Here is a 24,815-nt window from a genome sequence, read left to right as displayed (position 1 = left end):
CCCGCTCCGGACATGACGCCGGACAGCCCCGAGGACCGGCTCAGACGGTTCGCGACGATCTGGAGCCGGGCGATCTTCCCGGTGACGGCGACCTCGCTGACCCGGCCGGAGTTCGAGCAGCACCTCGTGCCGCTGGCCCGCCGCCTCATCAAGGCCCTGCATGGCCGGCACTTCGACCCCGCGCCCGCCCAGGAGGCGGGCGCCGCCCTGGTCGACGCGCACTGCACCGACCCGGACGCCCTCAGCCGCAGCCTCGGCGTGGTCGAGTCCTACCTCGTCCTGTACTGCGGGACCGGATCCGAGCTCACCCTGGAAGAGGCGCGGGCCCGCTGCGCCCGGCTCCAGCACGCGCTCGCCGCCGGTTTCGCCGCCGCCCTGCGCGAGCGCACCCGGTCCGAGCAGGAGGCCATCGCCCGCTCCGCGATGTCCGCGCGCAGCGCCGCCCTTGAGGCCCTGCACGCCACCGAGACACGTTTTCGCGCCGTTTTCGAGGGCGCCGCGATCGGCATCGGCATCGCGGACCTCGAAGGCCGCGTCCTGGAGGTCAACGAAACCCTCACCCGGATGTTCGGCGGCATAGAGGGCCAGATCCGCAGCCGCAACGTCAGCGAGTGGGTGCACCCCGAGGACGCCCCGCAGGTCTGGCGCCTGTACGACGAGCTCGTGCGGGGCGAGCGCGACCACTACCGGGTCGAGAAGCCCTACTACCGGGGCGACGGAACCGTGCTGTGGACCAACCTCACCGTCTCGCTGCTGCGCGACGCCGAGGGCCGCCCGAAGTACCAGCTGGCCCTCATGGAGGACACCACCGAGCGCCGGCTGCTCAATCTGCGGCTGCGCTACGAGGCCACCCACGACGCGCTCACCGGACTGCCCAACCGCACCCTGTTCTTCGAGCGCCTGGAGAAGGCGCTCGCCCCGGGCGACGGCAAGCGCTTCGGCCTGTGCTACCTGGACCTCGACGGGTTCAAGGCGGTCAACGACAGCCTGGGCCACTCGGCGGGCGACCGGCTCCTGGTGGAGGTCGCCGACCGGTTGCAGAGCTGCGCCACCGGGCCCGGCGAGATGGTGGCCCGGCTCGGCGGCGATGAATTCGTGGCGCTCACCACGGGCCCCGACACCGAGTTCGAGGCGGACGAGCTGGCCTGCCGCATCCTGAGCACGCTCGCCACCCCGATCCGCATCGAGGGCCGCGAGCTGACCGTGCGCGGCTCGATCGGCGTGGTCGAGGGCCCCGCCGGCGAGCGCAGCGCGGCCGAGGTGCTGCGCAGCGCGGACATCACGATGTACCGGGCCAAGTCCGCCGGCGGCAACCGCTTCGAGTGGGCCGACGCCGAGGCCGACGCCCGCGCGATCACCCGGCACGGCCTCACCAACGCGCTGCCCGCGGCGCTCGAGCGCGGCGAGTTCTTCATCGAGTACCAGCCGCTCGTGCACCTGGGCGACGGCAGCGTGCACGGCGCGGAGGCGCTGGTGCGCTGGTCGCATCCGCAGCACGGTGTGCTCGGACCCGACCGGTTCATCCCGCTCGCCGAACACACCGGGCTCATCGTGCCGCTCGGCCGCTGGGTGATGCAGGAGTCGGTCCGCCAGGCCCGGGCCTGGCAGGAGGCCCACCCCGGCGCCACCGACGGCGGGCCGCTGCGCATCAACGTCAACCTCTCGCCGACCCAGCTCTACCACCCCGGTCTGGTCGCCGACACCGTCGAGATGCTGGAGCGCACCGGGCTCGCCCCTGGCGCGCTCTGCCTCGAAGTCACCGAGTCCGCGCTCATCGGCGCCGACGACGACCTCCTCAAGCCGCTGCGGCAACTCGCCGACATGGGAGTCGACATAGCCCTGGACGACTTCGGCACGGGCTACTCCAACCTCGCCAATCTGCGCCGTCTGCCGGTGAGCGTGCTCAAGCTGGACCGGTCCTTCACCCAGTCCATGCAGCAGCTGCCCGCCGACCCCGTCGACATCAAGATCGTCGAGGGGATCGTGTCGCTGGCCCACAGCCTGTCACTCGCGGTGACGGTGGAGGGCGTGGAGACGGGCGCCCAGGCCGAGCAGCTGAAGGAGCTGGGCTGCGACACGGCGCAGGGCTGGTACTACGCCCGGCCCGGAGCGCCGGACCGCATCCACTCCCTGGCGCTCGTGGACGCGGTGTGACCTGACGGGGCGGCCGGGGCAGCACCCCGCCCGCCCCGCTCGCGGAACACGCCGCCCGGCCGCGCCGCCGCCCGGCCGCGCCGCCGCCCGGCCGCGCCGCCGCCCGGCCGCGCCGCCGCCCGGCCGCGCCGCCGCCCGGCCGCGCCCGCTCCCGGGCGGCCCGCGTAAGAGACGTCAGCCCTCCTCGCGCGCCCCGCCCCCGATGCCGAGCAGGACCCGCTGCAACTCCCGCGCCGCGCGCGGCGGGTCGACGTCGCTGCGATGGGCGAGCGCGATCGTACGGCGCAGCCCCGGGCGGGCCAGCGGAGTCACCCGCAGGTCCCGCGAGCGCGCGGCCACCATGCTCGGCACCACGGCGAGCCCCAGCCCGGCCCGGACGAAGCCGAGCACCGCGTCCATCTCGCCGCCCTCCACCGTGAAGGACGGCTCGAAGCCCTCGGCGCGGCAGGCCGCCACCGTCAGCTCCCGCAGGTCGTAGCCGTGCCGGAACATCACGAGCGGCGCGTCGCGCAGCTCCGCGATCCGCACACGGGACCCGGAGCCGGGCGGCTCCTCGTCCGCCGACGAGACGACCACCAGATCCTCCCGCAGCAGCTCGATCGTGGTGAGCGCGGGTGACCCCGCCGGCAGCGGCAGCACGATCAGTGCCAAGTCCAGTGCGCCGCGCGCCAGTTCACGTACGAGATCGTGCGAGCCGCCCTCCTCGATGAGCAACTGGATGCCGGGATGGCTGTCGTGGAAGGCGCGCAGCACATCGGGCAGCAGACCCGTGCACAGGCTCGGCGTCGCCCCGAGCCGTACCCGCCCGCGCCTGAGCTGGGCCAGTTCCTGGACCTCGATGCGGGCGGTGTCCGCGTCCGCCAGGATGCGCCGGGCCAGCGGAAGCAGGGCCTCGCCCGCGTCGGTGAGCGCGATGTTGCCGCGCGCGCGGCTGAACAGCTCGGCGCCCAGCTCGTTCTCCAGCGCCTTGATCTGCTGGGAGAGCGAGGGCTGCGAGACGTGCACGCGTTCGGCGGCGCGCGTGAAGTGGCGGGTCTCGGCGACCGCCACGAAGTAGAGGAGCTGCTGGAACTGCATGCCCCTACGATAGGCCATATCTATGGAGATGAGCCGAACCATGTCTTGGACCTCTTGGGTCCCGCGCCTCTAGCGTCATGAACATGGCTCTGGCAACGCGGACGGACAAACGGCCGTCCATGACGCGCACCCTCTGGGACTCGACCGTCGGCAAGAAGACGGTCATGGCCGTGAGTGGTCTGATCATGCTGTCCTACCTGGTCGCCCACATGATGGGCAACTTGAAGATCTTCTTCGGGGCGGGCCAGTTCAACGCCTACGCCCACTGGCTGCGCACGATCGGTGAGCCCTTCCTGCACTACGAGTGGGCGCTGTGGCTCATCCGGGTGGTCCTGGTGGCCGCCGTCGTGGGCCACGCGGTCTGCGCCTACCAGCTCAGCCGGCGCGACCTGAGGGCGCGGCCCCAGGGATACGTCCACAAGCGGGCCCGCGCCGGCTACGCCACCCGCACGATGCGCTGGGGCGGCGTCATCCTCGCCCTGTTCGTCGTCTGGCACATCCTGGACCTGACGACGGGTACCGTGCACCCGGGATTCCGGCCGGGCCACCCCTACCAGAACGTCGTGGACACCTTCTCCACCTGGTACGGGAACGCGATCTACATCGTGGCCGTGGGCGCGCTCGCGCTCCACGTCCAGCACGGCCTGTGGAGCGCGGCCCAGACGCTCGGGGCGGGCAACGCGCGCCGCGACCGCGCCCTGAAAGCCCTGGCCAACCTCTTCGCCGTGCTGCTGTTCGCCGGATTCGTCTCCGTACCCGTCGCCGTCATGACCGAAGTGGTGAGCTGACATGACCTCCTACACCCACTACACACCGGGCGGCCCGGTCATCGACGGCCGGGCGCCCGGCGGCCCGATCGCCGAGCGCTGGGACACCCGCCGCTTCGAGGCCAAACTGGTCAACCCGGCCAACCGCCGGGGACGCACCGTCATCGTGGTCGGCACCGGCCTCGCGGGCGGCTCGGCCGGAGCCACGCTCGCCGAACAGGGTTACCGCGTCGTCCAGTTCTGCTTCCAGGACTCCCCGCGCCGCGCCCACTCCATCGCCGCGCAGGGCGGCATCAACGCCGCGAAGAACTACCGCAACGACGGCGACTCCGTCCACCGGCTCTTCTACGACACCGTCAAGGGCGGCGACTTCCGGGCCCGCGAGTCCAACGTCCACCGCCTCGCGCAGATCTCCGTCGAGATCATCGATCAGTGCGTGGCCCAGGGCGTACCGTTCGCCCGCGAGTACGGTGGCCTCCTCGACACGCGCTCCTTCGGCGGCGTACAGGTCTCGCGCACCTTCTACGCCCGCGGCCAGACGGGCCAGCAGCTCCTGCTCGGCGCCTACCAGGCGCTCTCGCGCCAAATCGCGGCCGGCAACGTGGAGTTGCACGCCCGCACCGAAATGCTCGACCTGATCGTGGTGGACGGCACAGCGCGCGGCATCGTGGCCCGCGACCTCGTCACCGGGAAGATCGACACGTACGTCGCGGACGCGGTGGTCCTCGCCAGCGGCGGCTACGGCAACGTCTTCCACCTCTCCACCAACGCCATGAACTCCAACGCCACCGCGATCTGGCGGGCCCACCGGCGCGGTGCCTACTTCGCCAACCCCTGCTTCACGCAGATCCACCCCACCTGTATCCCGCGCTCCGGCGAGCACCAGTCCAAGCTCACTTTGATGAGCGAGTCGCTGCGCAACGACGGCCGCATCTGGGTGCCCAAGGCCAAGGGCGACACGCGCCCGGCGGCCCAGATCCCCGAGGACGAGCGCGACTACTACCTGGAGCGGATCTACCCCGCCTTCGGCAACCTCGTCCCGCGCGACATCGCCTCGCGCGCCGCCAAGAACGTCTGCGACGAAGGGCGCGGCGTCGGCCCCGGCGGGCAGGGCGTCTACCTCGACTTCGCCGACGCCATCGCCCGCATGGGCCGGCCCGCCGTCGAGGCGAAGTACGGCAACCTCTTCGACATGTACGCGCGGATCACCGCCGAGGACCCGTACCAGACCCCCATGCGGATCTACCCCGCCGTGCACTACACGATGGGCGGGCTCTGGGTCGACTACGACCTCCAGACCACGATCCCGGGCCTCTTCGCGATCGGCGAGGCCAACTTCTCCGACCACGGGGCCAACCGGCTCGGCGCCTCCGCCCTCATGCAGGGCCTGGCCGACGGCTACTTCGTCCTGCCCGCCACCATCAACGACTATCTCGCCCGCAACCCGCACCAGGAGCCCGTCACCGACGCGCACCCGGCGGTCGCCGAAGCGGTCGCCGAGACAGAGGACCGCCTCAACCTGCTCCTCGCGATCGACGGCGACCGCACACCGGACTCCTTCCACCGCGAGATCGGCGAACTCATGTGGGAGTACTGCGGAATGGCCCGCACCGAGCAGGGCCTGCGCAAGGCGCTCGACCGGATCCCGGCCATCCGCGAGGAGTTCTGGCGCCGGATCAAAGTGCCGGGCAGCGGCGAGGAGTTCAACCAGTCCCTGGAGCGGGCCAACCGGATCGTCGACTACCTGGAGCTCGCCGAACTCATGTGCCTCGACGCCCTGCACCGCGCCGAATCCTGCGGCGGCCACTTCCGCGAGGAGTCCCAGACCCCCGACGGCGAGGCACAGCGCCGCGACGAGGAGTTCTCCTACGCGGCCGCCTGGGAGTTCACCGGCACCGGCGAGGCCCCGGTCCTGCACAAGGAAGACCTCGTCTTCGAGTACGTCCACCCCACCCAGCGGAGCTACGCATGAGGCTCACCCTGCGCGTCTGGCGCCAGCAGAACGCCAACTCGACCGGCACCATGGCGACTTACGACGTCGAGGACATCTCGGCGGACATGTCCTTCCTCGAAATGCTCGACACGCTCAACGAAGAACTCACCCTCAAGGGCGAGGAGCCGGTCGCCTTCGACCACGACTGCCGCGAAGGCATCTGCGGCGCCTGCTCACTCGTCATCAACGGCGAAGCCCACGGCCCCGAGCGGACCACCGCCTGCCAGCTCCACATGCGCTCGTTCCGCGACGGCGACACCATCGACGTCGAGCCGTGGCGCGCCTCGGCGTTCCCGGTGGTCAAGGACTTGGTGGTGGACCGCTCGGCGTTCGACCGGATCATTCAGGCCGGCGGCTACGTCAGCGTCCCGACCGGCGCGGCCCCCGAGGCGCACGCCACCCCCGTGCCCAAATCGGACGCCGACTTCGCCTTCGAGCACGCCGAGTGCATCGGCTGCGGCGCGTGCGTGGCGGCCTGCCCCAACAGCTCGGCGATGCTGTTCACCTCGGCGAAGGTCAACCACCTGAACGTGCTGCCGCAGGGTGCGCCCGAGCGCGAGACGCGGGTCCTGGACATGGTGGAGCAGATGGACGCCGAGGGCTTCGGTGGCTGCACCCTGACCGGTGAGTGCGCGACGGCGTGCCCCAAGGGCATCCCGCTCCCGTCGATCGCCGCCATGAACAAGGAGTGGCTGCGCGCGACGAGGAAGGCGCGCAAGGCGGGCCGCTGACACGCACGGACGCGCCCCGGGTGTTACCCGAAGGCGCGTCCGCGCACTCAACTCACGTACGGAGCAGGCCAGTTGGCCTAGGCGACGGAGAGATCATCCCCGTACACCGCGCCCTGCCCGTACCAACCGTGCAGATAGACGGTGACGGTGCCCGAGGCGCCGGTGGTGAAGGGCACGGACAGCTTGGTCCAGCCGCTGGAGCTGGTCCAGGTGCTGCCGGTGGCGCCGCCGCGCACCCCGAGGTAGGCGTAGCTGCCCTGCACCCAACCGCTCAGCGTGTACTGGGTGTTGGGGGACAGGGTGAGCGTCTGCGCGCACTCGCCGGTCTGCGCGGAGGTGGGTGCGGTCTTCAGGGCGTACGAGCCGCCGTGCACCGGGCTGGAGACCACGGCGGCGCCGCTGTCACAGGTCCACGGCGTGAGGGACCCGCTCTCGAAGCCGCCGTTGACGAGCGCGCCGGTGTTGCCGCCGGGGCCCGAGACGGTGAGCGTGAAGGTGGCCGAGTGGGTCAGGGTGCCCGCCGTGCCGGTGAGGGTGATCGGGTACGTTCCGGGCGCCGCCGAGGCCGACGCGGCGAGGGTGAGCTGGGCCGAGTTGCCCGCGGTGACCGAACCCGGGCTGAGCGTCGCCGTGACGCCCGCGGGCGCGCCGGTCGCGGTCAGGGTGAGGGACTTGGCGTTGCCCGAGGTGACGGCGGTGCTCACCGTCGCGGTGGTGGAGCCGCCGGGTGCGACCGAGGCCGAACCGGGGGTGACACCCACCGAGAAGTCGTCCTGGACGGGCCCGCCGCCCCCGGTGAAGGGCTCGAAGGTGTGGCTGAAGTACCAGGTGTCCTGGGCGATGCCGGAGCAGGTGTCCGAGCCACCGGTGCCGGGGCAGCCGCCGTTGTCCCGCTGGAGGGCCCAGAAGGACAGCGTGTTGATGCCCTTGGAGACGGCCCAGTTGTAGACGGCGGTGGCGTCCGCCGTGGTGAACGTCTCGGCGGCGCCGTAGTCGTCGATGCCGGGCATCTCGGTGACGCCGATCATCCCCCACAGCTGGGCGGACGACGTGCCCGGGTAGAGCGAGGCCAGCTGGTCGTGGAGGCCGGTGGCCGCGGTCTGGGTGTCGTTCGCCATGTTGTGCGTGGCGCCGTCGTAGTAGTCGAAGGTCATGAGGTTCACGACATCGACCTTGGCGCCGTACTTGACCGCGCTCTTGAGCACGGCGAGACCGCTGTCGGCGAGACCGCTCGTGGTGGTGGGCAGGGTGTAGGAGATCTGCACGGAGCGCCCGTTGGCCACCGCCCAGTCCTGCACCTTCTTGATGGCCTGGTTGCGGCGGTCGACGCCGGCCTTGTTGGTCAGCGAATTGTCCTCGATGTCCATGTCCAGTCGGGACAGGTCGTAGGTGGTGATGACCTTCTCGTACGCGGCGGCTATCGAGTCCACGCTGGTGCAGCTGTCGGCGATCTCGGTGCCGCCGTTGTCGGCCGCGTACCCGCCGAAGGACGGGATGACGTCGCCGCCGCGCGAGCGGATGGTGGTGATGTCCGCGCCGAACACGGACGACGAGATCGGCTGACTGGTGGAGCCGTTCCAGTACGGGGTGCACGACCCTTTCGCCTCGGTCTGCACGAACGCCATCGTCAGGTATGTGGCGCCCGACTTCTGCGCGAGGTCGGCGGGGCTGTCGGAGGAGTAGGCCTCGAAGTAGGGCGCGAAGATGTGGGCGGGCAACGGAGTGGCGGCGTGCGCCGCGCCCCCGGCCCCGAGAACGAGGCCGGCGGAGGCGGCGACGGTACTGAGCGTGGCGAGCAGGGCGCGAACGGATCTCGGACGACTCATCGGGGCTCTCCGACGGGGGTGAGAGAAGGGTGCGGACGCCCCATGATTGGTCTGGACCAGCACCCGGTCAAGGGTCTAGGCCAATTAATTCCGCGTGCTTTGCCGTGCGGCCAACTGGGTTGTGGAGCAGGGGAGTCGGCGACCGCACGCGCCAATGACGCCCCCGGGAAAGAAACCAGCCCGGGCGCTGTCAGTGGGCCCCGATAGCCTGTCGGCATGATCGAGACGACCACTGACGACCGTCACTTCCCGCCTGCCCTCGCCGCTGTCGCCGGGGTCGCTTTCGACTACGGCGAGGAGGGCGAGGGCATCGACTTCGAACCGTACGAAGGCTTCGACGCCGCCGAGGAGACCACCGACTGGCTGCGTCAGTGGACCGGAAACCGGGACCTGGATGGCGGCGCCTTCCGGGTCTTCGGCCAGGACGGCGCGGGTGGCCTCGCTGTCCTGTGGCACGTGCGCCCGGGTCGGCCCCTCGCGGAGCAGCCGGTGGCGTTCATGGGCTCGGAAGGCGAGTGCGGGGTGGTCGCCGGCAACCTGTCCGACTTCCTCTGGGTCCTCGCGGACGGCTTCGGCCCGGCGGAGGCCGTCCGGGACGAGGACCGCGAACCCCGACCGGACGCGGCCCTGACCGCACTGGCCGAACAGCACGCGACCACCCCGCGCCGCCCGGCCCGCGACATCATCACCGAGGCCCGCACCGAGTTCGCGACGTTCGCCGCCGACCTGGACGACCTCTGCCGCTGAGGCGCGCGCGGAACGCCCTGGACATGTTCAGGCCCGGGCCGCGTGGGCGCGCCGGCGGCCTGCGGCCTTGAGCCCGTGCAGGACACGAACCCGGGACACCCGCTTTAGGAGAACGACGCTCGCCCCCGCCTCCCGGGCTGCCTCCCTCACGCCAGTGCTCTGGCCAGATATGGCGCCGTGCGGCCGAGGCCCGTGTTGGCCACCTCGGACGGAGGGCCCGCCGCTACGATCCGGCCGCCCTCGTCGCCGCCGCCGGGGCCGAGGTCCAGCATCCAGTCCGCGCCCGCGACCACCGTCATGTCGTGCTCCACCACGATGACGGAGTGGCCCGCGTCCACCAGGCCGTGCAGTTGGCGCAGCAGGATGTCGACGTCGGCCGGGTGCAGTCCCGTCGTCGGCTCGTCCAGGACGTACAGGGTGTGGTCGCGGTGGGTGCGCTGCAACTCCGTTGCCAGTTTGATGCGTTGGGCCTCGCCGCCCGACAGCTCCGTGGCGGGCTGGCCCAGGCGCAGATAGCCGAGGCCCACGTCGAGCAGGGCGGCCAGGCTGCGCGCGGCGGACGGGGTCGCGGCGAAGACCTCGGCGGCGGCCTCCACCGTGAGGTCCAGCACCTCGGCGATGGTGCGGCCGCCCAGGGTGACCTCCAGGGTCCGGGGGTTGTAGCGCGCGCCGTGACAGTCCGGGCAGGGCGCGTACGTGCTGGGCAGGAAGAGGAGTTCCACCGACACGAACCCCTCGCCCTGGCAGGTCTCGCACCGCCCGCCCGCCACATTGAAGGAGAACCGGCCCGCCTTGTAACCGCGTGCCCTCGCCTCCTCGGTCTCGGCGAACAGCTTGCGCACGACGTCGAACAGGCCCGTGTACGTGGCCAGATTGGAACGCGGGGTGCGGCCGATCGGTTTCTGATCCACCCTCACCAGCCGTCCCACGCCCGGCAGTTGGTCGTGCAACTCGTCGACCAGGGTGGACTTGCCGGAGCCCGAGACGCCGGTGATCGCCGTGAACACCCCCAGCGGGAACGCCGCGTCGACGCCGCGCAGATTGTGCCGCGTGACGCCGGTCAGTTCCAGCCAGGCGCGCGGCTCGCGCACGGCACGGCGCGGCCGGGGGGAGCGGTCGAAGAGGTAGCGCCGGGTCGCCGACTCCTCGACGCGGGCCAGATCCCCCGGGGGCCCGCTGTGCAGCACCCGGCCGCCGTGCTCGCCGGCCAGTGGGCCCACGTCGATGAGCCAGTCCGCGTTGCGCATCACCTCCAGATGGTGCTCGACCACGAAGACCGAGTTGCCCGCCGCCTTCAGCCGCCCGAGCACCGTGAGCAGCGCCTCGGTGTCGGCCGGGTGAAGCCCCGCCGACGGCTCGTCCAGGACGTACACCACACCGAAGAGCCCCGACCGCAGCTGGGTGGCGAGCCGCAGGCGCTGGAGCTCGCCCGCCGAGAGCGTGGGCGCGGTGCGGTCCAGGCTCAGATAGCCGAGCCCCAGCTCGATGACCGGGCCGATGCGGGAGAGGAGGTCGCCGGTGACGGCGGCGGCGGTCGGGCCGCCGGCCGTGTCCCGGAGCAGCCGGTCGAGCGCGGTCAGCGGAAGCGCCACGAGTTCGGCGATGGTACGGCCCGCGAAGGTGACGGCCAGCGCTTCGGGCCGCAGCCTCGTGCCCTCGCAGACCGGGCAGTCGGCGGCGGTCAAAAACCGCTCGGCCTTGGCCCGCAGCGTCTGGCTCTTGCTCTGGGCGAACGTCTTCAGCACATAGCGCCGGGCACTGAAGTACGTTCCCTGGTAGGGGCGTTGGATGCGCCCGGCATCCCGCACCGGATGCACCGTCACCACCGGCTGCTCCTCGGTGAACAGGATCCAGTCCCGGTCCTTCTGGTCGAGCTCGCGCCAGGGCCGGTCCACGTCGTACCCGAGCGTGTCCAGCACGTCCCGCAAGTTCTTGCCCTGCCACGCGCCCGGCCAGGCGGCGATCGCGCCCTCGCGGATCGACAGGGAGGGATCGGGGACGAGCAGCTTCTCGCTGGTGCGGTGGACGCGGCCGAGTCCCTGGCACTCGGGGCAGGCGCCCACGGCGGTGTTGGGCGAGAAGGAGTCCGAATCCAGACGCTCCGCGCCCGGGGGATACTCGCCCGCACGGGAGAACAGCATGCGCAGCGAATTGGACAGCATGGTGACCGTGCCGACCGACGAGCGCGAGGAGGGCGCCGAACGGCGCTGCTCGAGGGAGACGGCCGGCGGCAGACCCGAGATCTCGCCGACGGCGGGCGCGCCCACCTGGTGGATCAGGCGCCGCGCGTAGGGCGCGACCGACTCGAAGTAGCGCCGCTGCGCCTCGGCGTAGATCGTGCCGAACGCGAGCGAGGACTTCCCCGACCCCGAGACACCCGTGAACACGGCGAGACAGTCACGCGGGATGTCGACGTCCACCCCGCGCAGATTGTGCTCGCGGGCACCACGGACACGGACGAACGGGTCAGAGGGACTTTGCATACCGGAATCCTACGGGGGCGCCGTCGCCGCGCGATCTTCACGCCCGGGGCGCCGCGCCGCTCGCGCGGACAGCGCGCCCTGCCGTGCGCCCCCTGCCGTGCGTGCCGTGCCGTGCGCCCCCTGCCGTGCGTGCCCTGCCGTCCGTGCCGTGTCGGTCAGGCCCCCGCCGGCGCGGGCAGTCCCGCCAGCCGGGCCAGCGCGCGGTAGGAGCCGAACAGGGCCTCACGGTCGTATGTGCTCGTCGTGACGAGGAATTCGTCCGCGCCGCTGCGCGCGAGGAGCGTGCCGAGCGCGTCCGCCACCTCCTCGTCCGTTCCGTACAGCTGCCCGCGCTGGGCATCGTCGAACAGGGTCCGCTCGCGTTCGGTCATGTCCAGCGCGGCGACCTCCTCCGGCGGGGAGAGCGGCGGGAAGGCGCCTCGGGTGCGGGAGTACGCCGTCGACCAGGCCTCCGGAAGCAGGAGCCGACGGGCCGCCTCGGTGGTGTCCGCCACGGCGACCGCGCCCGACACCACCACGTACGGGCGCTCCAGGTGCGGGGAGGGCCGGAAGGCGGCCCGGTAGTCGTCGATGGCCCGCAGCATCGCCTCCTGGCCGCGTACGTCGGCGATGACCAGCGCGAGCCCGGCCTCGGCTGCGACGCGGGCGCCCTTGCCCGTGGCGAGGACGAACGCCGGCACGGTCAGGCCCTCGGTGGGGTGGGCGTGGACCTGGGGGTGGGCGCGCTGGGTCCCGTCGAAGTAGCCGAGCAGTTCGGTCAGCTGTGCGCCGAAGTCGTCGGCGTCCTCCTTGCCACGGCCGAGGGCCTTGCGGATCCCGTCGGTGAAGCCCACGGAACGCCCGAGCCCCATGTCGATCCGCCCGGGGAAGAGTGATTCCAGGACGCCGAACTGCTCGGCCACGACGAGGGGTTGGTGGTTGGGCAGCATCACACCGCCGGTGCCGACCCGGATCGTCGAGGTGGCCGACGCCACCGCCGCCGCCAGCACGGCCGGCGCGGAGCCCGCGACGCCGGGCACGGAATGGTGCTCCGAGACCCAGAAGCGGTGGTACCCGAGCCGTTCGGCCTCGCGGGCCAGGGCCACGGTGTCCCGCAGCGCCTGCGGTCCGTCGTGCCCGGCGCGCACGCGCGAGCGGTCGAGTACGGAGAGACGGGTCGTCGCGATCACTGGGCTCACGCTCGCTTCAACGCCTGCGGCACGCGGTGATTCCCGGCCCCGGGGTCCATGGCGCATCCGGCCCGCCTAGCCTGGGGGTGTGATCGACAGAACCCGGCCCCTGGCCGTCTTCGACCTGGACGGCACGCTCGCCGACAGCTCCCACCGCCAGCGCTTCCTCGAGCGCTCGCCGCGTGACTGGGACGCGTTCTTCGCGGCGGCTCCCGCCGACCCCCCGCTCGTGGAGGGTGTGGAGCTGTGCCGTGAGGCGGCAGGGGAGTGCGAGATCGTCTATCTCACCGGGCGTCCCGAACGGTGCCGCAGGGACACCCTGGACTGGCTCGACGAGCAGGACCTCCCGTCCGGCGCCCTGCACATGCGCCGCGACTACGACCGGCGGCCGGCCCGCGCCACGAAGATGGAGCTCCTGCGCGAGCTCGGCCGGGGCCGCGAGATCCGCATGCTGGTGGATGACGACGAGCTCGTGTGCGACGCCGCGGAGCGGGCCGGATTCCCGGTCGTACGGGCGCGGTGGACCAACGCGAGCGAGGCGCTGAAGGACGCCCAGGAACGCGAGGGCCGCACCTGAGAGTGGCCCCGGCCACCCCCGCCCACGCGCGGAACGGGCACCCCGGCCCGGCCCGACCCCAGCCACATGCGACGGTCACGGCCCGACCGCACGCGACACAGGTCTGAAGCTGAGGTCCAGGGTGAGACTTGGCTGACGCCAAGCTGACCGCAGCGGAGCGATGCGGAGCCTTGCGTGCCCGGCGTCGAGCGACCGCCTCCAAGCCCGCACCCGAGCGGTGCGGAAGTCCTGCGACCGAGACCGAGCGGCCGACGCCGGGCCCGCGGCCGAGCGGAGTCGAGCCCTGCGCCCGGCGCCGAGCGGTGCGGAGTCCTGCCACCGCAGCCGAGCGACCGCCGCCGAGCCTGAAGCCGAGCGGTGCAGAGCACTGCGACCGGAGCCGAGGGGCCGCAGCCGAGCCCGCAGCCGCGCGGTGCGGAGCCCTGCGCTCCGCAGCCGAGCGGAGCCGAGCCCCTGCGACCGGCGCCGAGCCCTGCCACCGAAGCCGAGCGACCGGCGGCGAGCGGCCACCTCCGAGCCCGCACCCGAGCGGCGCGGAACCGAGCGGCCGCAGCCCGAGCGACGGCAGCCGAGCGGCCGCAGCCGAGCTGACCGGCGCCGAGCGGCACGGAGCCCAGCCGTCGTGGCCGAGCGGCGCGGAGCCCGGCGACAGCATCCGAGCCCGCACCCGAGCGGTGCGGAAGTCCTGCGACCGAGGCCGAGCGGCCACCTCCGAGCCCGCAGCCGAGCGGTGTCGAGCCCTGCGGCCGCAGCCGAGCGGCCGCAGGAGCGCTGCGGAGCCCAGCGCCCGCAGCCGAGCGGCCGCATCCGGGCAGCGGAAAGCCGGCCGCCGCAGCCCGGCTTCCGCAACCCGCCCGCCGCAACCGCCCGCCGCAGCTCCGCGGTCGCAGCCGGTCGACCTGGCCCTCGCGGCCGTGCCGTGCGGCGGGCTCAGACCTCCGCGTCGTCGTCCAGTCGGAAGCCGACCTTGAGCCCGACCTGGTAGTGCTCGATCACGCCGTTCTCGATGTGGCCGCGTACTTGCGTCACTTCGAACCAGTCCAGGTTGCGCAGCGTCTGGGACGCGCGGGCGACCCCGTTGCGGATGGCCTGGTCCACGCCCTCGTGGGAGGTGCCGACGATCTCGCTGACGCGGTACGTGTGGTGGGTCATGGACGTGCTCTCCTCTCGTCGCGTTACTCCACCGTGCCCCACCCGGCCGCGCTCCGCGAGACAGCGGGCCGGGACGGCCGACCGACGCGGCGGGCCACGCGGCGGGGCGCCCCTCGGCGCCGGCCCGGGCGATGGCCGGAAAGTTCGCTCCCGCCGGGACTTGACCGCCTCATTGGTCCATACCAAACTCACGAACCGCACCCGAACAAGCCACAGCGCGCTTGCCCCACGTCGGGTCATGACTGCTTGCCCACACGCAGAAGGTGACCTTTCGTGATGATCCGCCGTACTCTCGCCTGCTCCGTAGCGCTCGTCTCGGTCTGCGCCCTCAATGGCTGCGGCGCACTGCCGGGCTTCGGCGGGAGCACCACCAAGGTGACCGTCTGGCTCATGAAGGACAGCGCGTCCGACGACTTCGTGCAGCGTTTCAAGAAAGGCTTCGAGAAGGAGCACGACGGCGTCGAGCTCGACGTCCGCATCCAGGAGTGGACCGGGATCAACCAGAAGATCACGGCCGCGCTCAAGGACGGCGACGTGCCGGACGTCATCGAGGTCGGCAACACCCAGGTGCCCCAGTACGCGGCGAGCGGCGGCCTGCTCGACATGACCCTGGAGTCACTGCGTGACTGGGGCAGCGACGACTGGCTCCCCGGCCTCGCCCAGCCCGGCAACGTGGACGGCATGCAGTACGGCATACCGTGGTACGCCGCCAACCGCGTCGTGATCTACAACAAGGACCTCTTCGCGGAGGCCGGCATCAGCAAGCCGCCCAAGGACCGCGCGGAATGGCTGGCCGACACCAAGAAGCTCAACTCCGGCTCCCGGCAAGGGATTTACCTGTCGGGCCAGGACTGGTACACCCTGGCCGGATTCGTCTGGGACGAGGGCGGGGAGCTCGCACAGGAGGACACCGGCGACTGGAAGGGCGCGCTCGACAGCCCGGCCGCGCTGCGCGGCATGGACTTCTACAAGCAGCTCCAGGCGCTCGGGCGCGGCCCGAAGAACGCGGACGAGGAGACGCCGCCGCAGGCCGGCGTCTTCGCGCGGGGCGACGTCGCCCAGATGATCGCGGTGCCCGGGGCCGCGAAGGCCATCCAGAAGGCGAACCCGAAGCTCGCCGACAAGCTCGGCTACTTCCCGATCCCGGGCCCCACGGACGCGAAGCCGGGCGCGGTCTTCACCGGCGGCTCCGATTTGATCATTCCGCGCAGGACCGGGCACCGCGCCCAGGCGGTCCAGGTGGTCGCGGCGCTGACCGGGCAGAAGTGGCAGACCGATCTGGCCATGACCATGAACTACGTACCCAACAAGTCCCGCCTGGCCCCGGCCGTCGAGGGTCAGGCGGGCACCGCGGCCATGGCCAAGGGCGCGGCCCAGGGCCGCGCCACCCCCAATTCGCCCCAGTGGGCGGCCGTCGAGGCGGACAACCCCATCAAGCCGTACATGACGGCCGTGCTCGCCGGAGACGACCCGAAGAAGGCCGCGAAGACCGCGTCCGACCGGGTCACGACGTTGCTCTTCCCGTGAGCTGCGGCCCGCCTCGCGCCGCCGGGCAGGACCAAGGGGTGAGCCGGGATCGGGTCACGGAAGGCGGGATGCCAGGATGGGGGGCATGCAGAACGTTTACTTCGACATAACCATCGGCGGCGAGAAGGCCGGCCGCATCGTCTTCCGGCTCTTCGACGACGTCGTTCCGGAGACGGCCCGCAACTTCCGCGAGCTCGCCACCGGACAGAACGGCTACGGCTACGCCGGTTCCTCCTTCCACCGCGTCATCCCGGACTTCATGCTCCAGGGCGGCGACTTCACCGACGGCAACGGCACCGGCGGCAAGAGCATCTTCGGCGCCACGTTCGCCGACGAGAACTTCTCCCTCAAGCACGACCGCCCGTTCCTGCTCTCCATGGCCAACCGCGGCCCGAACACCAACGGCTCGCAGTTCTTCGTGACGACCGTCGTCACGGACTGGCTCGACGGCAAGCACGTCGTCTTCGGCGAGGTCGTCGAGGGCCAGGACCTGGTCAAGCAGATCGAGGCCCTCGGCACCCGCAGCGGCGCCCCCCGCGCCGCCGTCGGCATCAGCGAGAGCGGCGTCGTCGCCTGACGCACCCCGCCACACGAACGGCGCCATCTTCCCGGTCCCACCCGGCGAGATGGCGCCGTTTCATGTGTCCGGGCCGGGGCATGCGGTGGTGCGGCGGTGCTCCGTTGATCACTATGGAGATGTTGACGAACGCCGGTCAGGGGCACTCGGGCAGTGGACGGCCCCGTACTCGTCCCCCTTCGGGGGTCCCCAGGGAAAGGACGCACACCGTGGCACGACCGAGGATTCTCGTCGTAGGCGCCGGCTTCGCCGGAGTCGAATGCGTACGGCGCCTGGAACGCCGCCTCACCCCGGGAGAAGCGGAGATCTCCCTGGTCACGCCGTTCTCCTACCAGCTGTATCTGCCGCTGCTGCCGCAGGTCGCGGCCGGGGTGCTCACCCCGCAGTCGGTGGCGGTGTCGCTGCGGCGCAGCGCCAAGCACCGCACCCGCATCATCCCGGGCGGCGCCATCGGAGTGGACCCCAAGGCGAAGATCTGCGTGATCCGCAAGATCACCGGCGAAACACTCGACCAGCCGTACGACTACATCGTGCTGGCCCCGGGCAGCGTGACCCGCACCTTCGACATCCCCGGCCTGGTCGAGAACGCCCGTGGCATGAAGACGCTGGCCGAGGCCGCCTACATCCGCGACCACGTCATCTCCCAGCTCGACCTCGCCGACGCGAGCGAGGACAAGGACGAGCGGGCGTCCCGGCTGCGCTTCGTCGTGGTCGGCGGCGGCTACGCGGGCACCGAGACCGCGGCGTGCCTGCAACGGATCACCCAGCACGCGATCAAGAAGTACCCACGCCTCGACCCGCGTCAGATCAAGTGGCACCTTATCGACATCGCGCCCAAGCTCATGCCCGAACTGGGCGACAAGCTCGGCAAGGTGGCCCTGGAGATCCTGCGCAAGCGCGGTATCGAGGTCTCGCTCGGTGTGTCCATCGCGGAGGCGGGCGCCGACAAGGTCACCTTCACCGACGGACGCGTCCTGCCCTGCCGCACCCTCATCTGGACGGCGGGCGTCGCCGCGAGTCCGCTCGTGGGCACCCTGGAGGCCGAGACCGAACGCGGCCGCCTCCTGGTCACCCCCGAGATGACCGTGCCGGAGCTCGACGGGGTGTTCGCGCTCGGTGACGCCGCCGCCGTGCCCGATCTCGCCAAGGGCGACGGCGCCTTCTGCCCGCCCACCGCGCAGCACGCCATGCGCCAGGGCCCCAAGGCCGCCGACAACGTCGTCGCCGCGCTGCGCGGCGAGCCGCTGGCGCCCTACGTCCACAAGGACCTCGGTCTTGTCGTCGACCTCGGCGGCCGTGACGCCGTGTCCAAGCCGCTCGGCATCGAACTGCGCGGCCTGCCCGCCCAGGCGGTGGCCCGTGGCTACCACTGGTCGGCCCTGCGCACCAATGTCGCCAAGACCCGCGTCCTGACCAACTGGATGCTGAACGCGGTCGCGGGCGACGACTTCGTGCGCACCGGCTTCCAGGCCCAAAAGCCCGCCACGCTCAAGGACTTCGAGTACACCGACGCCTACCTCACCCCCGAAGAGGTCCGCGCGCACACCGCCTCACTGACCGTACGGGGCTGATCCGGCGGGGCCGGACGCGGGCTGAGGCGCGGGCCGCCCGGCCCGCGCCGCCGTCCTGCGGACCTCATGGGCGAGGCGGCGGGCGCCGGCCGCGTACCACTGGAGCCCGATGACCACCGCGAGGGTGATCTCCACGAGGTCGCCGCCGTAATACATGACCTCGGCGGCCCTCGCGAGGTCGCCCGGAGTGCCCTGGGTGCCGGGCGGCGGAGCGGCGTAGAGGGTCTTGGCGAGGACGGAGTGGGCCGCGCCCGCGCCGATGAGCACGGCCGCTCGCAGCGCTGTCCCGTGACGGCGCGGCAGCGGGTCGAGCGAGCATACCGAGGCCGAGAACAGCAGCCCGGCCGCGAACACGTGGAGCGGGATCAGGACAGAGAGCCAAGGCCGCTCGTGTGCGGCCGCGAACAGCGGGGTGCGGTAGAGGAGCCACAGCCCGCCGACGTCGAGCAGCGCGGCCGCCACCGGGTTCGCCACGACCGCGACCGGCCGCGAGCCCAGCACGGCCAGGAGCCGGCGGTGGGGGAGCGGAGGCAGGGAGCGCAAGGTGAGCGTGACGGGGCGGGCCAGGGCGAGCAGCAGCGGCGCCGCCATGCCGGTGGTGAGGTGCCGCGCCATGTGGGCCGTGAAGGGGCCGCCGGGCGGTGGGACGAGCGCCGCCGCCATGAGCGCCGCCGCGCCCGCCACGAAGGCGGCGTCCCGCGCGGGCGGCCAGCGGTCACCCCGGCGGCGCAGCCGGTGCGCCGCGAGCAGATAGGCCACCGCGCCGCTGAGCGCGCCGGCCGCCGCGAGGAGCGCTGCCGCACCCGGTTGTCCGGCGCCGTGCTGATGCGGCGCCAACTCGTGCGCGTTCACCGCGTGTTGGGCCGTCGCGCGGCCCGGAGCAGCAGCACCCCGCTCGCCAGGAACACCACGGCGAGGATGTTCCAGGTCAGGTCGTAGGGGACGAGGTCGACGTGGTAGCGGATCTGGTGCAGCTTCATCAGCTTGTGCTGGACGGTGCCGTCGTACAGCTGGAACGCCCCGAGACCGGTCAGGACGCCCCCGGCCAGGGCGCGCCCCGCGAGCGCCGCGCGGTGGCGCAGATCGGCGACCATGAACAGGCCGATGACCACGGCGAACCAGCCGAAGGCGTGGAAGAGCCCGTCGGAGACCAGGCCCACGTCCGGCGTGGAGCGGTCGTAGAAGTGGTGCCAGTGCAGCAGCTGGTGGAAGACCGTCTCGTCGACGAACGCGGCGATGCCCACCCCGATGAGCACGCCCGACCAGGCAGAGCGGGCGCGCAGGGGGGTTCGCCCGGGCTGCGAAGAGGCCGGGGGAGAGGCAGGGGGAGAGGCCGGGGGACCTGCGGGGGAAGCGGGTGGAGTCGCCATCGGCGGCACGTCCTCGAAGGAGTATGCGGACGATCGTCCGACGTGGGGCAGGGCACCCCGTCCACTGCCCGGCCCGGGCCCGGACAAGCGTCCGGTTCCGGCCTTCCTGCTCCGTACGGCGGTGCCCCCCGGCGCGTGAGTGATCACCCGAGGGGAAGATGGCAGAAGGCACCGGCGTTGTTCCGGGAGCGGACACCGGCGTTGTCCATGAGGCCGGCCGCACCCGGGCCGGCCCGCGAGTCACCGACGAAAGGACCCTCCACCATGCCTCTCGAGGGCGAGTACGAGCCGAGCACCGACAAGCAGGTGCGTGACCAGGTCGAGACCATCGAGCGATCCGGCGGCTCGGAAGGGATGACGATGCGCGGCAGGCCCGTCGTCCTGCTGGTCACGCGTGGCGCCAAGAGCGGCAAGATCCGCAAGACTCCGCTGATGCGCGTCGAGTACTCCGGGCGTTACGCGGTGGTCGCCTCCAAGGGCGGCGCGCCCGAGCACCCCGTCTGGTACCACAACGTCGTCGCCGACCCCCGCGTCGAGCTCCAGGACGGCTCCGTGCGCCAGGACATGAGGGCCCGTGAGGTGACGGGCGAGGAGAAGGCGCAGTGGTGGGAGCGGGCCGTCGAGGCCTGGCCGGACTACGCGGAGTACCAGAAGAAGACGGACCGCGAGATCCCGGTGTTCGTCCTGGAGGCGGTACCCGGAGGCCACTGACGGCCTTCAGGGCGGGGCCCGGCGCGGCACGTTGCCGGCGCCGAGGCCCCGCCCGGCCGCTCAGCCCGCCGTCGCGAGCGAGAGCGCGAACCGTCCGGCGGCGTCCGTCCACCAGCGCGCGGGCACGAACCCCGCGGCGCTCAGCTCCGTCCGCACGCCGTCCTCACGGAACTTCGCGGACACCTCGGTGCGCAGCTCCTCGCCCGCCGTGAAGGAGACCGCCAGATCGAGGCCGGCAATCTTGACGGTCAGCTCGCGGCGGGCCCGCAGCCGCATCTCGATCCACTCCTCCTCGCGGTTCCACAGCGCCACGTGGTCGAAGTCGTCCGGATCGAAGTCCGCGCCGAGCTCGCGGTCGATGACACGGAGCACGTTCTTGTTGAAGGCCGCCGTCACCCCCGTCGCGTCGTCGTAGGCGCGGACCAGGACGCTCTCCTCCTTCACCAGGTCGGTACCGATCAGCAGGAAATCGCCCGGCGCCATCAACTTCCGCACGGAGATGAGGAATTCGGCGCGCTGCTCGGGCAGCAGGTTGCCGATGGTGCCGCCGAGGAACGCCACGAGCCGGGGCCCGGGCGCTTCGGGCAGTTCCAGCACCTGTGTGAAGTCCGCGATGAGCGCGTGGACGCGCAGATCCGGACGGTCGGCGAGCAGCCCGTGCGCCGCGCCGGTGAGAGCGCTCTCGCTGACATCCACCGGGAGGTACGTGAGCGGCCCGGTCAGCGCGTCCAGGAGCAGCCGGGTCTTCTCCGACGAGCCGGAGCCCAGCTCGACCAGGGTGCGCGCCCCGGTCGCGGCCGCTATCTCGGGAGCGCGATCGCGCAGGATCTCGCGTTCGGCCCGGGTCGGGTAGTAGTCGGGCAGCCGGGTGATCTCCTCGAACAGCTCGCTGCCGCGCGCGTCGTAGAACCACTTGGGAGGAAGGGACTTGGGTGTCCGGGTGAGCCCGTGCAGCACATCGGCGCGCAGTGCGGCCCCGGTGGCGTCCTCGGGCAGGGTGCGGGTCAACTGGAACGGGCGCACTACTGGGGCTCCTTGAGGGGGGTGAGCAGGACATCGGCGCGGTCGGCGGCGACCAGGGTCCGGTCGGGCACTTCGCGCCAGCGGGGATCGTCGTCGTACGGTTCGGAGGCGACGACGGCGAAGCGGCCCGGGGTGTGGAGGTACCACAGGGTGTCGCCCCACGCCGTCGCGGTGATCGTCTCTCCGTCGGTGAGCAGGAGGTTCAGGCGTGAGCCGGGCGCGGCGGCGGCCAGTTCGATGACGGTGTCCGCCATCGCGGGCCCCGCCTCGTCGCCGCGGTCGAGGCGGTGCGCGAGCAGCGCCCACACGAACGCGGAGTCGCACCGGGCCTCAAGGCCGAGCAGCGCCCGCGCGGGCAGGCCCGCGGCGAGTTCTGCCGCGCAGTCCGGCCACTCCCGCAGGGCGCCGTTGTGGCTGAAGAGCCGGCGCCCCGAGGCGAACGGCGCGGCTGCCGCCTCGCCGTCCGCGCCGGCCTCGGTCGCGTCCCTGACCGCCGCGAGCAGCACGCGGGTGCGCACCACGCGGGCCAGGTCGGCGAAGTTGGGGTCCGCCCAGATCGGTCCCGCGCGCCGGTAGCGGGCCGGCACCGGATCCCCCGGCACGTACCAGCCGACACCGAAGCCGTCGGCGTTGACCGTCCCGTAACGCTGGCGGCGCGGCGCCCACGCCTGCCGGTACAGCCCGGACACCGGCCGCACCAGGACGTCCTGGAGCGCTGACTCCTCGCCCACGAAGGCGATATGACGGCACATCAGGTGGCGTCCCGCGCCGTGCGGAAGCCCGCGAAGATCTGACGGCGCACCGGCAGGTCCCAGTTGCGGAACGTGCCGCGGCACGCGACCTCGGCCACGGAGAACGCGCCCCCGCGCAGCACCTTGTGCCCGGGCCCGAAGAAGACTTGCGAATACTCCCGGTAGGGGAAGGCCACGAACCCCGGGTAGGGCAGGAAGTCGCTCGACGTCCACTCCCACACGTCGCCGATCAACTGCCGTATGCCCAGGGGTGATTGACCCTCGGGATAGGTCCCGGCGGGCGCGGGGCGCAGGTGGCGCTGGCCGAGGTTGGCGTGTGCCGCAGTAGGGTCGGCGTCGCCCCAGGGGTAGCGGCGCGAGCGGCCCGACACCGGGTCGTGGCGGGCCGCCTTCTCCCACTCCGCCTCGCTCGGAAGGCGGCGCCCGGCCCAGCGCGCGTACGCGTCGGCCTCGTACCAGCTGACGTGCAGGACCGGCTCGTCGGCGGGCACCGGCTCGGTCACCCCGAACCGCCTGCGCAGCCACTGGCCGCCCTCGCGCCGCCAGAACAGCGGCGCGGTCAGCTCGTGCTCGCGGACCATCTCCCAGCCGGCCGGCTCCCACCAGCGGCTGTCGCGGTACCCGCCGTCGTCGATGAAGCGCAGATAGGCGCCGCACGTCACGGGGGTGGTGTCCAGATGGAAGGCGGGCACGATGCGATGGTGCGCGGGACGTTCGTTGTCGAGCGCCCAGGGCTCGGCCGACGTTCCCATGGTGAACGGGCCGCCGGGTACGAGGACTTCGGCGGGAAGTCCCTCGGTGTCGGCGGGGTCCGGATCGGGCGCGGTGAGCGCGGCGGGACCGCTCCTGAGCTGATGCGTGATCAGCATGGTCTCGTCGTGCTGCTGTTCATGCTGGGCGATCATCCCGAAGGCGAACGCGGCGTCGGTCAGGGGCCCGCCGCGCAACGGTGTGTGCTCCAGGACGTCGAGCGCCTTGGAACGCACATCGGCCGCGTAACGGCGCGCCTCGGCGGGGGCGAGCAGCGGCAGGGAGGGGCGGGCGGCGCGCGGATGCTCGAAGGCGTCGTACAGGGAGTCGATCTCGGGGCGGATCGCGTCCTGGCCCGCGACGGCGCGCAGCAGCCACTGCTCCTCCTGGTTGCCGATGTGGGCCAGGTCCCAGACGAGCGGTGACATCAGCGGCGAGTGCTGAGCGGTCAGTTCGTGGTCGTCGACGCTGGAGGTGAGCACACCGGTACGGGCGCGTGCGGCGGTCAGTGCCGCCAGGGCGCGTTCCCTCAGCAGCTCCGGGTCGGTCATGGCAGGAGGTCCTTCGGTGCGGCGGGTGAGGGGGCGTCGTCGGCGGGGCACCGGCCCCGCAGGACGTAGTGCTCGGCGAAGGCGGCGACCCGGTCCTGGAGCTCGCGGGACGCGCCGAGGCGGGGGAGCGCGTCGAGCGCCGCGGCGAAGCAGGCCGTGGCCGCCTCGCGCAGCTCGGGATCGGCCAGGCCGTCCCTGGCGGCCGACCGCCACAGCGGATTGCGCGGCGCGGGCAGCGAACCCGCGCGCTCCGCAAGGGGTTTGACGGTGCGATAGGCGGTCTCGGCCGCCTGAGGATCGTCGAAGAGCGCGCTGGTCACGGCGAGCGGCACACTCCAGCCGTCGTCGCCGGGCTGCGCGTCGATCATGCGCAGTTCCAGATGCCCGCGGGGCCGCACGGGCGGGAAGAGGGTGGTGAGGTGGTAGTCGAGATCGGCGCGGGTCGGGGGCCTCGGCAGCCCGGTGCGCAGCCACTGCCGGAAGGTGAGCCCCGGCGGCGCCGACCAGGGGCCGTGGTCGGCGCGTACGCACATGACCGGGGCGTCCAGCACATGCGCGGCCCAGGCCGCACGCGGCGCCGCGTCGAGAGCGGGGGCCAGCGCGCACACCGGGTCGAGGGCGGCCCAGTTGGCCTGCCGGGTCGACCGCCATCCGGTCAACCGCCCCTCACTTGCGGGGGAGTTGGCGAACGCGGCGACCAGGACGGCGCCCAGGAGGTGCGCCATCAGCCAGCGCCGACCGTAGCCGAGCGGACCGGGCTCCTCATACCCGGCGTCGACGCAGACCTGCACGGACGCGGAGGAACACATCATGGCCCGGCCGGCAGGTCCCGTCCGGTCCAGATGCGCCTCCATCGCGTCGTACCGCGCGTGGCGCAGCATGCGGCGCGGGGGATGCACGGGATCCTGACCGGCGCCGACGAGCGTGAGCCCACGCTCGCGCAGTGCGGCGCGCACCGCGACCAGGTCGGCCGAGACGCCGGAGACACACTCCATGAGGGATGCGGCGGGCAGCGAGCTGAGCTCCAGCTGGCCGCCGGGTTCGACGGTGAGCGCCGAGCGAAGCGGCAGAGTGCGCAACGCGGCGAAAGCGGATTCCAGACGGTCGTGCGGGACACGGAGCCCGGGCCGGGCCCCATCGTGGACGAGCCATTCCAGCTCCACGCCGACGAGGCGTGGCGGGCCCGTCTTGAAGCAGATACATCGCAGCAGGTCGTCGGCTGCCGCCTCGGTCAACTCACGTGCGGTCATGGGCGAAAGCGCACCTTCCTCAAGGTCCCGAAACACATGCCGTCCCACCTAAGTCTT

Annotated in this window: 21 protein-coding genes; 10 read left to right on the top strand and 11 right to left on the bottom strand. The window is 72.1% G+C overall.

Annotated elements, in window-relative coordinates; translation table 11 throughout:
• Positions 1-12: 12 nt before the first annotated feature.
• Positions 13-2,154: an EAL domain-containing protein gene (locus ACFYM2_RS04780; RefSeq protein WP_358996455.1), complete on the top strand. Its 2,142-nt coding sequence runs from the start codon at positions 13-15 to the stop codon at positions 2,152-2,154.
• Positions 2,155-2,328: 174 nt separating this feature from the next.
• Here ACFYM2_RS04780 and ACFYM2_RS04775 read toward each other — a convergent pair whose 3' ends face one another.
• Positions 2,329-3,231 carry a LysR substrate-binding domain-containing protein gene (locus ACFYM2_RS04775; protein ID WP_358996339.1) on the bottom strand — a complete coding sequence of 301 codons (903 nt, stop codon included), beginning with the start codon at positions 3,229-3,231 and terminating at the stop codon, positions 2,329-2,331.
• Between the two features lie 83 nt (positions 3,232-3,314).
• Between ACFYM2_RS04775 and ACFYM2_RS04770 the strand changes: the two genes are divergently transcribed.
• The 3 genes from ACFYM2_RS04770 to ACFYM2_RS04760 are packed head-to-tail and all read left to right on the top strand — an operon-like array spanning position 3,315 to position 6,722.
• Entirely contained in the window at positions 3,315-4,019 is a 705-nt protein-coding gene (locus tag ACFYM2_RS04770) for a succinate dehydrogenase (RefSeq protein WP_358996336.1), read from the top strand.
• Position 4,020: 1 nt separating this feature from the next.
• Positions 4,021-5,970, top strand: coding sequence for a fumarate reductase/succinate dehydrogenase flavoprotein subunit (locus tag ACFYM2_RS04765; protein WP_388833351.1), 1,950 nt, complete (start codon positions 4,021-4,023; stop codon positions 5,968-5,970).
• Positions 5,967-6,722 carry a succinate dehydrogenase/fumarate reductase iron-sulfur subunit gene (locus tag ACFYM2_RS04760; RefSeq protein ID WP_388833348.1) on the top strand — a complete coding sequence of 252 codons (756 nt, stop codon included), beginning with the start codon at positions 5,967-5,969 and terminating at the stop codon, positions 6,720-6,722. Before ACFYM2_RS04765 ends, ACFYM2_RS04760 begins: the two co-directional genes overlap by 4 nt.
• Positions 6,723-6,799: 77 nt before the next feature.
• Here ACFYM2_RS04760 and ACFYM2_RS04755 read toward each other — a convergent pair whose 3' ends face one another.
• Positions 6,800-8,548: a carbohydrate binding domain-containing protein gene (locus tag ACFYM2_RS04755; protein WP_388833345.1), complete on the bottom strand. Its 1,749-nt coding sequence runs from the start codon at positions 8,546-8,548 to the stop codon at positions 6,800-6,802.
• A gap of 216 nt (positions 8,549-8,764) precedes the next feature.
• Between ACFYM2_RS04755 and ACFYM2_RS04750 the strand changes: the two genes are divergently transcribed.
• Positions 8,765-9,295 carry an SMI1/KNR4 family protein gene (locus ACFYM2_RS04750; protein WP_358996325.1) on the top strand — a complete coding sequence of 177 codons (531 nt, stop codon included), beginning with the start codon at positions 8,765-8,767 and terminating at the stop codon, positions 9,293-9,295.
• A 146-nt stretch (positions 9,296-9,441) separates the two neighbouring features.
• Here the strand turns inward: ACFYM2_RS04750 and ACFYM2_RS04745 are convergent, their stop codons facing one another.
• Together ACFYM2_RS04745 and ACFYM2_RS04740 are read right to left on the bottom strand one after the other, a co-directional pair.
• A complete protein-coding gene (locus ACFYM2_RS04745) occupies positions 9,442-11,778 on the bottom strand; it encodes an ATP-binding cassette domain-containing protein (protein WP_388833342.1) in 2,337 nt (778 codons plus the stop codon).
• Between the two features lie 155 nt (positions 11,779-11,933).
• Positions 11,934-12,956: an MsnO8 family LLM class oxidoreductase gene (locus tag ACFYM2_RS04740; RefSeq protein WP_388833339.1), complete on the bottom strand. Its 1,023-nt coding sequence runs from the start codon at positions 12,954-12,956 to the stop codon at positions 11,934-11,936.
• A 79-nt stretch (positions 12,957-13,035) separates the two neighbouring features.
• On the opposite strand from ACFYM2_RS04740, the gene ACFYM2_RS04735 reads away from it, so the two are divergent.
• Positions 13,036-13,524 carry a hypothetical protein gene (locus ACFYM2_RS04735; RefSeq protein WP_388833336.1) on the top strand — a complete coding sequence of 163 codons (489 nt, stop codon included), beginning with the start codon at positions 13,036-13,038 and terminating at the stop codon, positions 13,522-13,524.
• A gap of 930 nt (positions 13,525-14,454) precedes the next feature.
• Here ACFYM2_RS04735 and ACFYM2_RS04730 read toward each other — a convergent pair.
• Positions 14,455-14,676 (bottom strand): dodecin, encoded by a 222-nt coding sequence (locus tag ACFYM2_RS04730; protein WP_350233818.1) that lies wholly within the window; start codon positions 14,674-14,676, stop codon positions 14,455-14,457.
• 276 nt (positions 14,677-14,952) lie between these two features.
• Here ACFYM2_RS04730 and ACFYM2_RS04725 point away from each other — a divergent pair, with 276 nt between their 5' ends.
• The 3 genes from ACFYM2_RS04725 to ACFYM2_RS04715 all read left to right on the top strand — a co-directional run bounded on the left by ACFYM2_RS04725 (position 14,953) and on the right by ACFYM2_RS04715 (position 18,351).
• Positions 14,953-16,203, top strand: a complete 1,251-nt coding sequence (locus tag ACFYM2_RS04725; RefSeq protein ID WP_388833333.1) for an extracellular solute-binding protein — start codon at positions 14,953-14,955, stop codon at positions 16,201-16,203.
• A gap of 85 nt (positions 16,204-16,288) precedes the next feature.
• Positions 16,289-16,780 (top strand): peptidylprolyl isomerase, encoded by a 492-nt coding sequence (locus ACFYM2_RS04720; RefSeq protein ID WP_388833330.1) that lies wholly within the window; start codon positions 16,289-16,291, stop codon positions 16,778-16,780.
• Positions 16,781-16,989: 209 nt separating this feature from the next.
• The gene (locus ACFYM2_RS04715; RefSeq protein WP_388833327.1) at positions 16,990-18,351 is read left to right on the top strand and encodes an NAD(P)/FAD-dependent oxidoreductase; all 1,362 of its coding nucleotides are present in this window, start codon (positions 16,990-16,992) and stop codon (positions 18,349-18,351) included.
• Here the strand turns inward: ACFYM2_RS04715 and ACFYM2_RS04710 are convergent.
• Positions 18,331-19,203, bottom strand: coding sequence for a cytochrome c oxidase assembly protein (locus tag ACFYM2_RS04710; protein ID WP_388833324.1), 873 nt, complete (start codon positions 19,201-19,203; stop codon positions 18,331-18,333). The genes ACFYM2_RS04715 and ACFYM2_RS04710 overlap by 21 nt on opposite strands.
• Positions 19,200-19,607, bottom strand: coding sequence for a DUF2243 domain-containing protein (locus ACFYM2_RS04705; RefSeq protein ID WP_388456183.1), 408 nt, complete (start codon positions 19,605-19,607; stop codon positions 19,200-19,202). Before ACFYM2_RS04705 ends, ACFYM2_RS04710 begins: the two co-directional genes overlap by 4 nt.
• Positions 19,608-19,985: 378 nt before the next feature.
• Here ACFYM2_RS04705 and ACFYM2_RS04700 point away from each other — a divergent pair, with 378 nt between their 5' ends.
• A complete protein-coding gene (locus ACFYM2_RS04700; protein ID WP_388833321.1) occupies positions 19,986-20,432 on the top strand; it encodes a nitroreductase family deazaflavin-dependent oxidoreductase in 447 nt (148 codons plus the stop codon).
• Between the two features lie 60 nt (positions 20,433-20,492).
• Here the strand turns inward: ACFYM2_RS04700 and egtD are convergent, their stop codons facing one another.
• From egtD to egtA, 4 genes are read right to left on the bottom strand one after another with little or no spacing between them, the layout of a single operon-like run.
• On the bottom strand, positions 20,493-21,455 hold the full coding sequence (gene egtD, locus ACFYM2_RS04695) for an L-histidine N(alpha)-methyltransferase (RefSeq protein ID WP_358996299.1): 963 nt from the start codon (positions 21,453-21,455) through the stop codon (positions 20,493-20,495).
• On the bottom strand, positions 21,455-22,207 hold the full coding sequence (gene egtC, locus ACFYM2_RS04690) for an ergothioneine biosynthesis protein EgtC (RefSeq protein ID WP_358996296.1): 753 nt from the start codon (positions 22,205-22,207) through the stop codon (positions 21,455-21,457). Before egtC ends, egtD begins: the two co-directional genes overlap by 1 nt.
• Positions 22,207-23,508 (bottom strand): ergothioneine biosynthesis protein EgtB, encoded by a 1,302-nt coding sequence (gene egtB, locus ACFYM2_RS04685; protein WP_388833318.1) that lies wholly within the window; start codon positions 23,506-23,508, stop codon positions 22,207-22,209. The genes egtC and egtB overlap by 1 nt, the downstream gene beginning before the upstream one ends.
• Positions 23,505-24,758, bottom strand: coding sequence for an ergothioneine biosynthesis glutamate--cysteine ligase EgtA (gene egtA, locus ACFYM2_RS04680; RefSeq protein WP_388833315.1), 1,254 nt, complete (start codon positions 24,756-24,758; stop codon positions 23,505-23,507). Before egtA ends, egtB begins: the two co-directional genes overlap by 4 nt.
• Positions 24,759-24,815 lie beyond the last annotated feature (57 nt).

The organism is Streptomyces sp. NPDC006711 (assembly GCF_042869775.1).
GTDB lineage: Bacteria > Actinomycetota > Actinomycetes > Streptomycetales > Streptomycetaceae > Streptomyces.
This window is presented reverse-complemented; position numbering and strand designations above follow the sequence as displayed.

Coding starts and splice junctions, on each gene's coding strand:
- ACFYM2_RS04765 (WP_388833351.1), top strand. CDS start 4,021: ATGACCTCCTACACCCACTACACACCGGGCGGCCCGGTCATCGACGGC.
- ACFYM2_RS04775 (WP_358996339.1), bottom strand. CDS start 3,231: ATGCAGTTCCAGCAGCTCCTCTACTTCGTGGCGGTCGCCGAGACCCGC.
- ACFYM2_RS04745 (WP_388833342.1), bottom strand. CDS start 11,778: ATGCAAAGTCCCTCTGACCCGTTCGTCCGTGTCCGTGGTGCCCGCGAG.
- ACFYM2_RS04770 (WP_358996336.1), top strand. CDS start 3,315: ATGGCTCTGGCAACGCGGACGGACAAACGGCCGTCCATGACGCGCACC.
- ACFYM2_RS04760 (WP_388833348.1), top strand. CDS start 5,967: ATGAGGCTCACCCTGCGCGTCTGGCGCCAGCAGAACGCCAACTCGACC.
- ACFYM2_RS04720 (WP_388833330.1), top strand. CDS start 16,289: ATGCAGAACGTTTACTTCGACATAACCATCGGCGGCGAGAAGGCCGGC.
- ACFYM2_RS04780 (WP_358996455.1), top strand. CDS start 13: ATGACGCCGGACAGCCCCGAGGACCGGCTCAGACGGTTCGCGACGATC.
- egtC (WP_358996296.1), bottom strand. CDS start 22,207: ATGTGCCGTCATATCGCCTTCGTGGGCGAGGAGTCAGCGCTCCAGGAC.
- ACFYM2_RS04700 (WP_388833321.1), top strand. CDS start 19,986: ATGCCTCTCGAGGGCGAGTACGAGCCGAGCACCGACAAGCAGGTGCGT.
- ACFYM2_RS04755 (WP_388833345.1), bottom strand. CDS start 8,548: ATGAGTCGTCCGAGATCCGTTCGCGCCCTGCTCGCCACGCTCAGTACC.
- ACFYM2_RS04725 (WP_388833333.1), top strand. CDS start 14,953: ATGATCCGCCGTACTCTCGCCTGCTCCGTAGCGCTCGTCTCGGTCTGC.
- egtB (WP_388833318.1), bottom strand. CDS start 23,508: ATGACCGACCCGGAGCTGCTGAGGGAACGCGCCCTGGCGGCACTGACC.
- egtA (WP_388833315.1), bottom strand. CDS start 24,758: ATGACCGCACGTGAGTTGACCGAGGCGGCAGCCGACGACCTGCTGCGA.
- ACFYM2_RS04750 (WP_358996325.1), top strand. CDS start 8,765: ATGATCGAGACGACCACTGACGACCGTCACTTCCCGCCTGCCCTCGCC.
- ACFYM2_RS04730 (WP_350233818.1), bottom strand. CDS start 14,676: ATGACCCACCACACGTACCGCGTCAGCGAGATCGTCGGCACCTCCCAC.